The organism is Calothrix rhizosoleniae SC01 (assembly GCF_900185595.1).
GTDB classification, from domain to species: Bacteria; Cyanobacteriota; Cyanobacteriia; order Cyanobacteriales; family Nostocaceae; genus Calothrix_A; species Calothrix_A rhizosoleniae.
Genome location: NZ_FYBH01000340.1, coordinates 1 through 11441, shown reverse-complemented (window position 1 = coordinate 11441; position 11441 = coordinate 1). Strand labels below are relative to the sequence as shown.

General features: G+C 36.6%; 8 protein-coding genes. 4 read left to right on the top strand and 4 right to left on the bottom strand.

Annotation, left to right across the window (positions count from 1 at the left end; translation table 11 throughout):
• Positions 1–432: 432 nt before the first annotated feature.
• A complete protein-coding gene (locus CALSC_RS20800; RefSeq protein WP_088243177.1) occupies positions 433–2865 on the top strand; it encodes a serine/threonine-protein kinase in 2433 nt (810 codons plus the stop codon).
• Positions 2866–2957: 92 nt separating this feature from the next.
• Positions 2958–3035, top strand: a complete 78-nt coding sequence (locus tag CALSC_RS28230) for a zinc ribbon domain-containing protein (protein WP_143288328.1) — start codon at positions 2958–2960, stop codon at positions 3033–3035.
• A gap of 132 nt (positions 3036–3167) precedes the next feature.
• Here the strand turns inward: CALSC_RS28230 and CALSC_RS27085 are convergent, their stop codons facing one another.
• On the bottom strand, positions 3168–4373 hold the full coding sequence (locus CALSC_RS27085; protein ID WP_200817699.1) for a FecR domain-containing protein: 1206 nt from the start codon (positions 4371–4373) through the stop codon (positions 3168–3170).
• Positions 4374–4853: 480 nt separating this feature from the next.
• On the opposite strand from CALSC_RS27085, the gene CALSC_RS20785 reads away from it, so the two are divergent.
• On the top strand, positions 4854–6428 hold the full coding sequence (locus tag CALSC_RS20785; protein ID WP_088243176.1) for a porin family protein: 1575 nt from the start codon (positions 4854–4856) through the stop codon (positions 6426–6428).
• A 39-nt stretch (positions 6429–6467) separates the two neighbouring features.
• Here CALSC_RS20785 and CALSC_RS20780 read toward each other — a convergent pair whose 3' ends face one another.
• Complete coding sequence (locus CALSC_RS20780) at positions 6468–8144, bottom strand: tetratricopeptide repeat protein (RefSeq protein WP_088243175.1); 1677 nt, start codon at positions 8142–8144, stop codon at positions 6468–6470.
• Positions 8145–8592: 448 nt separating this feature from the next.
• Between CALSC_RS20780 and CALSC_RS20775 the strand changes: the two genes are divergently transcribed.
• Positions 8593–9480, top strand: coding sequence for an ATP adenylyltransferase family protein (locus tag CALSC_RS20775; RefSeq protein ID WP_088243179.1), 888 nt, complete (start codon positions 8593–8595; stop codon positions 9478–9480).
• Between the two features lie 737 nt (positions 9481–10217).
• Here the strand turns inward: CALSC_RS20775 and CALSC_RS20770 are convergent.
• On the bottom strand, positions 10218–11087 hold the full coding sequence (locus tag CALSC_RS20770; protein WP_268807230.1) for an AAA-like domain-containing protein: 870 nt from the start codon (positions 11085–11087) through the stop codon (positions 10218–10220).
• 54 nt (positions 11088–11141) lie between these two features.
• Positions 11142–11441 (bottom strand): transposase family protein (locus CALSC_RS20765; protein ID WP_143288327.1); only part of this gene is annotated, 300 nt, incomplete at its 5' end.

The window sequence follows — 11441 nt, the reverse complement described above, 5'->3', positions numbered from 1 at the left end:
GTGCCGACTTACTTAGAATAGAGTAAATTAGTTATATGCAATGCAAACTAGGCGCAAAAAAAGTAATGATACCTTCTGCACTCCGCATAATTATTGAGCAATTTCCCAGAACACGGGGGTAGTGTCTGACCACCTGTTGACATAAGGTTGACTTAAAGTACAACTATCACCTTGGAGATGAAAACATGTACCTGGGTTAGAATGATTGTAAGTAGGATATTAAAACTAAGCGATCGCAGCCACCTAAACAATGGCACTGAAGCACCATGTTACCAATAAATTATAAATACTGGGTCAACTTAGATAGTTAATAATAATTAGTTTACAACTAAATAGTATTCCTATTTTAATCTGTTTTCAGAATTGTGGCACTAGGATAAGTAAGTATAAAATAAACAATTATTGTCAGTAAATTTACTACAAAACTCCGGTATGGCAGAAGAATCCACAAACCCTTTAGATAAAAAACAGACATCTACTGCCAAGCAATTATCAAAAAGATTAACTAAATCAACCAAATTTGCAGCTACAGTTTTGTCTCAACCATCCAAGCGAATGGGATTTATTTCCCATTTGTTAGCTGCAATGGGAGTAGGAGTAGGGGCGCTGTTAGTTACATCTAACATCGGTTTGGTTAAACTCCTGGATAGTCAAGTACAAACCTTATTTTACTTACTACGTGGTTCTGTCCTACCACCCCAAAACATCGTCATTTTAGCAATTGACGAGGACTCACTATCTAGGTCAGAGCAGTACTATCAGAGCAATCCCCAAAAGTTTGCCCACTTAGAAACAATCAAAAAATGGCCATATAAGCGGGAGGCTTATGCTCAGGTAATTGAGAAATTAATGAAAGCAGGGGCTCGTTCTGTGGCTTTGAATATAGTTCTGGGCACTGAAAGTAGTTATGGCGCTGATGATGATCGCAAATTACAAGCCATATTACAGCGTTATGGCAATAAAATTACTCTAGCCGCTATTTACCAAGATTTTCAGATCAATCAAGGTAGTACAATACAATTAACGTTACCCCATAAAAAATTTCGCACAGCTGGTATATCCATAGGCTCAGCAAATTTTCCTTTGTCAGCAGATGGAAAAATTCACAAGTTGGCGGGAGAATTTACCAAATTATTAGAAAAGAATAAACAACTTAATTCCATAGATAAAATACCATCTTTTGAGCAGGCCGTATTAGAGGCATCTGGAGTCAATTATTCTCCTCCTCAAGGTGATCGGATTTATTTTTATGGGGGTAATAGGACATTTAAGCGCATATCTTTTGCTGAGGTATTAGATCCAGAAAACTGGAACAACTATCTCCAACAAGGTAAATATTTCCAAGACAAAATTGTATTGATTGGACCCACAGCAAAATCACTGAATGATTATCATGCAGTTGCTGTAGCTGACAATTGGTTTCAACCAGGAAAAATGTCAGGAGTGGAAATCCATGCCAATGCTATTAGTACTTTAATGTCAGGTAAAACTGGGAGTGAAGGTCTGAAATATATACCTCTACGGGGTTTATTTGTGTTGGTCTTATTAGGCGGATCTGTATTTTTTATTAGTAGGAATAAACAAGGTATTAATCGATTTTTTGTCAGTATTGGGCTAGGTATAGTTTGGGGGGTTATTAACTACGGATTATTTATTTATGGTCAATTAATTTTACCCGTTGCCGTACCAATAGTTGCCATATGTAGCATCGGGATTATATATTTAGGTGCAGAAATAGCTAGGGAAATCTTCAGAAAACATCAATTAATAGATATTCTCAAGAAACATTCTTCCAGCCGTTTAGCCCAGGAAATTATTAGCCAGCAAGATGACCTCAAAGACCTGTTACAGCAAAGGGAACTAGAAATCTATGGCAAAATCCTGGCAGGACGTTACAAAATTATAAAAGTTCTGGGTGCGGGTGGTTTTAGTGAAACTTACATAGCAGAAGACACCAAATTACCTGAAAATCCTTTATGTGTTGTCAAGCAACTAAAGCCAGTCAATACAAAATCAGAGCAATTAGAAGTTGCCCGACGATTATTCAAAGCAGAAGCTCAAACACTACAAAAATTAGGGATACATGATCAAATACCCCAGCTTTTTGCCTATTTTGAAGAAGATGAAGAATTTTATCTCATCCAAGAGTATGTAGCTGGTCATGCTTTGAATAAAGAATTAACACCAGGTAAATGCCTCTCAGAGATAGTAGTTATTAGGATTTTGCAAGACCTATTACAAACATTAACCTTTGTCCATGAAAATGGTGTTATTCACCGGGATATTAAACCTAATAATATTATCCGTAGACAATTGGATGGAAAGCTAGTATTGATTGATTTTGGTGCAGTTAAGGAAGTATCTACCCAATTACTAAATATTACTGAGCAAAGTGCTTTTACTATTGGCATTGGCACTAAAGGTTATGCACCCAGCGAACAGTGTTTTGGTCGTCCTCAATATGCTAGTGATATATATGCAGTGGGAATGATTGGTATTAAAGCATTAACAGGTATAGCACCCCACGGATTATTGAGGGACACTGACGGAAATTTAGTATGGATGCATAAGGCACAAGTTACTCCTACTTTAGCTGCTATTCTCAATAAAATGGTTTTGGATGATGTTAAACAGCGATATCAATCAACTTCAGAGGTTTTAGCAGCACTTGATGAACTAGGAATTCCGGAAGATGGGCAGTGTTTGACAACAGATAAGTTCTCAATCGATTCCTTATCTGAGGAACGTGATTCAGATACTTCTACAACTCCCTGGATTGGAGAGTTAGAAGATGGCGTAGACTCAGCCCATTCTACTTCTATTTTTACTCCAGAAGATGGGAAATTCAACCAGAAAAGTAATTAGATAATTGCCGAGGCACTGCCGAGGCACTAGGGACTTTTTTTCATCGGCTTTTAGTCGTGGGAGGGCTAGTAACTGTTATCTAATTTCTACCCATAAATTGTGAAAACTGTAATTTTAAAATTGATCGGGATTTAAACGCCGCAATTAATTTATCATCGGCTGTCAGTTAGACAGTTTCAGCTTGTGGATGGGAAGTAGCCGACTACCCCAGTTGAAGCAAGAAGTAAACACAAAATGATATATGCCTAGATTTGTCTAGTTATAGGTAATTTTGGGTAAATTTTATGTAACGGTCAATAAATTTACGTACTTGCTGGAGGTTGATTATCTGGCTGTTGATTGTCTGGCTGTTGATTGTCTGGCTGTTGATTGTCTGGCTGTTGATTATCTTGCTGTTGATTATCTTGCTGTTGATTGTCTGGTTGTTGATTATCTGGCTGTTGATTATCTGGCTGTTGATTATCTGGCTGTTGATTATCTGGTTGTTGATTGTCTGGCTGTTGATTATCTGGCTGTTGATTATCTGGCTGTTGATTATCTGGTTGTTGATTGTCTGGTTGTGTTGATTGATTTGTTGGCAATGAATTAGACTCAACACCATTGTTTAAAGAGTCAGATGCAGCCTCACTTGCTTCCAACAAATCTCTTACTCGATCATTATTAGTTGTTGTGGTAATAATGGAAGAATCTTCATCAGACTCATCATCATTATTATCCTTCTGGGAATCAGATATCTTTTCGTCTGTCTTTTCGTCAGTTAATGCGACAAAAGGTGGGTTCTCTATTACCCCCTGACCTTCAACTACTGGTTGTGCTTTAATTGCTGCGACAGTTTCTTCTCGTACACTAGCAAGTGCAGGATCTGGAACAACTACACTATTTGGCTTGTCTAACTCCAAGTCCTTAACCAAATCACTAGTACGATAAAAAGTTCTTAAATCAAAATCATATAAACCTCTAAAAAACCCATTTCGCAGTACCGTCATTTGCCCTGCTTTCAGAACTTGTTTTTTAGAGGCATCTTTGTTGAAAACTTCAATCCCACTATTTGTCAAAGCACCTACAAGGGTTATTTTTGTATTTTTGTCGTAGCGAACAAACAATGCTGAACCTTGAATAGCAGCTGTGGCATTGGGAGTTATAATATTCGTTTGACCTCTTCCTGGTGGAATTAAGAGTAATATAGTCCCATTGTTAAGCCTAAAATTACGTGTCTTGGGGAGAAAATTAAATACAGCTCTTTCTCCTACCCTTGCCAAGGAACCATCATTAAAGAGTAATTCTGCTAGTGAAGATCTACCTGTGGACAATCCATCCCCAGGAGTCATCGCATCAGCTCTACGTGCCTTACGTTTTGGCTTTTTCTTGGGCATCAATTGTACAAAATTATAAATATCTTGAATAACAGCCCGAAATAAGGGTGTGTTCGCATTAGCTCTACTAGCCACGGGCAATGCCATCACGCCCCACAAAGCAGTTATTAACAATGGCAACAATTTATAAAACATAATCTGGTGACCTGATAAAATTTGTAAATTTTCGTATCAAAGCCAGATGCACCAATGATCCTAATTTTCTTTAATCTCCCCTGATAAGAGCATATTTATTGAAAGTCTTGTAAGTTAATTATTTACACTTACCATCAGAATAATAAAATGTTCAATCCTTAATAATTAATAAAATATCTAGATTTAGAGATGTGTTTATGTGAGCTTTAGGAGATTTTTGTCTTATCAGTAGTAATTCCAGTGATTGTCATTGTATTCATGGCATAAATATAGGTGTTTTCCTAGCTGAGGATAGCAAATATTTTTACTTAATCCTAATTAAACTTTATCAAAACTTAAACTTAAGGTAATATATCATACCTCTAGAATATATTATGAATATTTTGTTTAACTTTGGTCAGAGTATTTTCAGGGGCTAACTGGATAAAACGAGCGGCAAGCTCTATCGTATTTTAGTAAAATTATCCAATAAAATGTAAAGTGGCTCAAATAACTCAAAAACTGAAGATTAAAATAGGTAATGCCCAAATTAACTCATGGAAGGATGTTTATAGCATATTCTTGAGTTTTCAATCTTCCCAAAGCTGGTCTTCCAAGTCGGGATGTGACCAAATAATTCCTACGGGAAGACACAACTGGAAATACTATATAATCTCAATTGTATTAACCACATCTACTGCTATCTTTTATAGTATTGTTGGTCATACTCCATCATTCGCTAATGCAAATAGGATATGCAATCTTAACGGTAAAATTAGCGATCGCTTATGTTCTCCATCCGATCTACAATTGACCCGCACTCAAGTGAGACGCAACGATATATTAACGAACACTATATTTAATAATTTCTATGGGAAAAATCATACTTTTGATAGATATACAAATAGAGTAGATTTTGGCGAAAAAGCTGATTCATTTACTTCTCTATCTTTCTCCTATTTTCAACGTGCTAATTTTATCTCCTGTAAAAATGGTGAAATCATTCATGTAAATATTTGTCCATCCTTACCCTTGAATATTTCCCAGGTAGATACCCAATTTATTTCCCAATCTAATTCTCAACAGCTAGACTCTCCCCCTCTAGAAGGAAAACCTAATCTACCAACATCTTCTTCCACAGAAGTAGCACCATTAACTGAGCCTCAAAGCGCTGAGCAAGAGAAAATAGAGAGGCTGAGGAGAAGTCTAAGAAAGAAAAAACAAAATACTCAGCCAGCTAGCCAAGGAGAATTAGGTAACTTGAGGGTGAGAAAAGTTGATCCACCACCTTTAGAAAAGCCAACCCCTCCTTCTCCAGAACAACCAGTAGCTAAAAAGCGTCAACCGCTTCCCAATGGTTATTTAATCACTAATCTTGGTTATTTTGTCACCAACAATGTCTTTTCTTCAGAAGTTGATCCCATAGAGGATAGTTTATTTTATGCCGGATTGACCTTAGCTTCTGCTCCTTTAAAAATTGGCAAGAAAACCTCTGTAAATGGATCTATTAATGGGTATGTAGTTCGGTACGTCGATCAATCAGATTTTGACTATAATCAGATTAGATTTAATCTCAATCTTTACCACCAACTGGCATCTCAAATGTATGCAGGAATCGGTTGGACTCATCAAAATTTATTTTATGCCAGAAATAGTAATTCCTTTGCTGCTGGCGATCGCTTTTTGAGTGAGAATTCTCTACGTTTATCCTTATCAAGACGTGATGCAATTACTCCCAAATTAATCTTTGATAGCCTTTACGAATTCCGTTACAGTTTTGCCAATCCTGATAGCCGGAATCGAGTCATCAATTCCCTATGGCTTTCTTTAAACTACCGTTGGCAAAAACCTTTACGAGTGGGGTTAAATTACCAATTTAATTTTTCTGACTTTACCATGCGCGATCGTGAAGATAGTTACCATAGGCTATATGGTAACTTAAATTACGCCATTTCCAAGTCCAGTAAACTTAGCTTGCAAGGTGGTTTTGCTGTAGGTGGTTCCACGGACGATAACATTGACTTTGATGGTTGGTTTTTTAGCCTCAATTACAACTTAGAATTAGGTAGATTTTGAAATCAACCACAGGTATGGCAAAATTTTTATTTCATATTATTAATAAAGGTATGGCATATATTTTTTATATATTTTATTGATTCTTTTTTGATATTCAGGATTCAGGCGGAAGGCTGTTTGGAAAGCCTCTTCAGCAGCTTTATTTTTACCTTGCCTCTGCAGAACATCTCCTAAGCCATAATAGGCTGCGGCATAATTGGGATCGATGTCAATTGCGGCTCGATAGGATGCTTCTGCTTCTTGATATTGAAATCGTCTACCAAGTACAACACCTAAACCATTATGTGGTCTGGCATCATTGGGATTAATCAGAATTGCTTTGCGATAAGATTTTTCAGCCTTTCTGTATCTACGTTGTTTATAAAGTACAATACCTAAGTTGTAATGCCCTAGAAATGAATTAGGCTGAATATTAATAGCATTTTCATAGGCAGTTTTTGCTTGTCCTAAATTACCTTGTGTTTGCAAAATTACCCCTAAATTAATATAAACACCAGCAAACTTAGGATTTAATTTGATAGCTCGGCGGTAGTTTTTTGCTGCTCCTTGCCAGTCTTTTTGACTATGAAGATAGGAACCTTGCAGATAGTAGTAAATTGAAAATATGGGACGGCTAACCTGTGGTGTGAGAAATAAAATCATCATTACTGAAGTCACCAACCCTGCAACTATAGCTTTATGCCATTGTGCTAATTTCAACAACAGAGGAGCAGTGGGTAAATTAGGATTGACATTAAGTACTTGCAAGTATTTTGCAACTGCTTTGCTCGGTTTGTTTTGGGCATAAAGAGCCAATCCCAAATTTAAATGAGCTAGTATCAAATTTGGATCTAGGCGAATTGCTTGTCTATATTTAACCGCAGCATATTTCCAACGCAATTTTTTGTAAAAAATTACGCCCAGGTTATGGTGGGTAAGGGCGAGTTCTGAATCTATACTTAGAGCTTTTTTATAGGTAGCGATCGCTTTTTGGCGTTGATTGAGTGCGAAAAAATTATTTGCCAGGTTGTTGTATGCTATTGCATAGTTAGGATCGAGTCTCAGAGCTTCGTGGTAATTCTCAGCAGCTGCACGATACTGACGCTTGACATTGAGGACATATCCTAACTTATTATAAGCTAGGGCATTATCTGGTTCTAATTGAATTGCCTGTTCATAAGCGGCTTTGGCTGCCTCTGGGTTCCCTTGTTTGAAGAAAACACTGCCAAAATAGAGATAACTATCAGCATCTTCTGGATATTGTTCAATTTTCTTCCCAGCTTGCAGAATTTCCGCCGCTAATTCTTCGGGAGTATACAAATCTAACTGCCATTTTGTATGAGTATCAGACAGCTTTGGCTCAATTTCCATCGCTGTTGTCAATTCAACCCTTGCTTCTTGGCGATTACCTTGTTGTGTCAGAGCGGCGGCTAAACCTGTATGAGCTATAGCATAGTCGGGGTTCAGTCTTATTGCTTGGCGATAGTAGGAAATAGCTCTTTCGATTGCTCCTTGCTCGCTTACCACTAGTCCTAACAAATAGTAGGCTTCCACTAACTTAGAGTCTATATCAATAGCCTTTTGATATTGAGCGATCGCATCTTTAAATTTACCTTGATCATAGAAGAGAACTCCTAACTGTACATAAGCATTTGCGTCCTCAGGTTGGTCTGCAATCCTGCGTTTCCATTCTCCTACTGCACCCCGAAGTTCCTGTGGCTCATAGTTAATAACCATAGAAATAAACCATAATTTTGACTAAGAATTAGCAATTAGAACTAGTACAAAAGTGAGTCAAAAAGTTTACAGCGTGAGCTTTGTAACAATTTGCAATGGTTGCTCTATTTACACCGAAATGTACTATTTGTCTTGCCATCAATTCCTAGGCTTAGAATGCCCAAAATTTCTCCTCATATAGCGCTCGTGCAATTAATTCCGTAGGGTGGCATTGCCCACCTTACCTATATTGATACCATTTTGAACAATTGAGACAGATGGTTAGGGGCACGGCACCAGTAAGATACTTCTATATATTGCAAACATTATTTGAATTGGTATGAGAAGGTGCAAAATGTAAAAAAGTGGGATATTCCCACCGTTTCCTTCTATAGTGGTGATTGCTTAACTAATGGGTGCGATCGCTTGTTATACAACCGTAATTATGACTATATATAAAGATAATTCAATTACAAGTAATCAAATTTTGCTCCAACCAGGTACTTTATGGCATCAGATTGAGGAGCGAACCGAACACGCTTTAAAATGTGGTGCATTATTGTCCATTCCCACGGAATTTGAATTTGTAGAGCAGGATGGGGTACGTTTCCTAGTCAGGACTCTTTCTAACCTGGTTCGCAAAGATAAAGCAAAACAGCAACAGGAGAAGCAAAAAACATCTACTGGGAAAGAGTTTAACCCCTTTCTTCCCTATGAGGAAGATTTATTTGTTGCTGATATTTCTCCCACCCACGTCTGTATTTTAAATAAATATAATGTTGTAGACCACCATTTATTAATTATTACCCGTGAGTTTGCAGAGCAAGAATCCTTACTGAGTTTGGCAGATTTTCAAGCAATGGAGGCTTGTTTAACAGAGTTTGATGGTTTAGTATTCTATAACTCTGGGAAAATTGCCGGTGCAAGTCAGCGACACAAACACTTACAGATGATTCCCTTACCTTTGACACCCGATGGGACTCACATACCCATTGCTCCTTTGTTGAAGAATGCTAAATGTAATAGCTCTATTGTCAATATTCCACAATTACCTTTTTTACACGCTTTTGCTACCTTAAATTCCACTTGTGCTGAAACAATATTAGAAATTTACCACCAGCTATTAGCAGCAGTTGATTTGCAGGTAGATAAACAGCAAATATCAGGGGCTTATAATCTTTTAGTTACAAGAGAATGGATTTTGATTGTACCGCGATCGCAGGAAGGTGTGGAATCAATTTCAGTCAATTCCCTTGGTTTTGCAGGTACTATGTTAGTACGCAATTCCCAACAGATGAAGATTTTAAAGAAGATTGGCCCTATGAATATTTTGCATCAAGTTGGAAAAAGTAAATGATTCAATATTTGACTTGAGAGTTTTCCAAATAAAAAACATAAATACCCTCCATGTTGAAACCTGGAGTATAATATTTGATTTATGAAAAAAATATGAGTATTTGGAAGTATTGAATAAAGATACATCCACTCTTAATTGATTACAAATACTATATATATATAAAGTTATATTCACAAAAAAATATCTATAAAAAACATCTGGCTAAGGGAGGAAACTTGATAAATATCGAAATCACAATACTAAAAATTTGCCATGAGATATATTTCTAATTCTTATGCCTTTATATTTGTCATTGATAATCTCTAAAAAATGATTTATGCTCCCCAAGGGAGCATCTAAAAATAGTTATAAATGTGTTTCTAGACAAGCCATATTGGTTTTCTGTCACCGGTAATTACATTTGTGCTAGGACATAGATGCTCTCATTTTTTGTGCCCTAAAAAAACAGAGTGAGACTTAAAACATGTCTAATCCAAATGGCGTAGCAGATTATCAAGGTTGAAAATTTTTATACTGCTGATAAGAACATCAACCTCAAACGCAATTTCTGGTGTGAGTGGCTACGACATTTCAAGAGTTTTGGGAATGCGATCACAATTCGCCAACAGAGTCGAAAAGTCAGGCGAACAAATTCCCCTTTTCCACATCTCGTGAAAAGTCAGTTAGTTTCAATCTCAAAACTCTTTACAGAGAAAGGTTTTGGGGTACTTGCCACCTCTTGAAGTTTAATAGCCTTGTCACCGTTTTGTATTAGTTGTATACTCGCAAAAATAGTTATGAAAATACTCTCGATACAACCCACAACTAATAGTAGCTTTGTTTCCCTCTAGATTTACTAATCCTAAACTTTTTAATTTGAACGCCATTTCTTGTTCTAAATAAACTGGCGCATTTACTGCGATCGCTTTTTGAAATGCATCAGCTAAATCGGAATCCTGCTTCAGATACCACAAATGTTGGTGTAAGTGGTTGCTAAAAATTCCAGTATCTGATTTGGCGTTGTTAATTATTTTTTCTAATGGAATTTGACTATGAAGGCTATGATAAAGAGCTAATCGCACTAAATAAGGAAATCCCCCCGTTATTTCCGTTAATTCTTTAAGCTCATAAGATGTAAGATAAATCCCATGAAGTTCTGCCAAATGATTTACTTGTAATCTTGTGAAAGGAGGTAAATCGATTGTTAATCCTATATTGAAGGGAGAACAATTTGTTGACAAAGAAATATAAGAATCAGTAGAGTTCACAATTACCAATCGTAAATTTTGCCAAATATAAATATTCTTAGCTTCTTCATTCCATCTACGTAATAATGCGTGAATATCACTACCAAGATTGGGGAATGTAAACAACTTATCGAATTCATCTAATGCCAGGATAACAGGTTCTGATATTTCTTTTAAAACATATTCTCGGAAATAAATGGTAGTGTTTATCAAAGAACCCATTTCCTCATCCCAATATTCATTTAGCTTTGACTTTAATCCTAATTGTCGAGTTACATTTGCACACAACCAACGCAAAAATTTTCTCACACAGATGAAAATTTCGCTTTCAGCAGAAGATAAGTTTAAGGAAACGATATGATAATAGACTTGTTGCGAAATAAGAAAAAGTGTTTCTATGCAAGTTTCAGCTTGCTTTCTCTTTTCAATTAATGCTTATGCTACCTCTAAATAAAAGTTCCATAATCCACAAGCAGTTAAGATTAATTTATCATCAAAATCAGATACACGATTCCTATAAATATCGCTGACAGCGTGGTACCTTTTGACACCAGCAAAGGCATTCTCACACACAACTCTTTCTTTGGCTAGTTCTCGATTTTCTTGTTTTTGCTCTGCCGTTAAATCTCCTCCCCTTGGTTTTTTGTGGGGCAAACGGATATTTACATACTGTTTTTGTACTCCCTGAAATCCTGAATCAACTAAGACGGGGATTTCATCTGGTAAGTAGGTTGG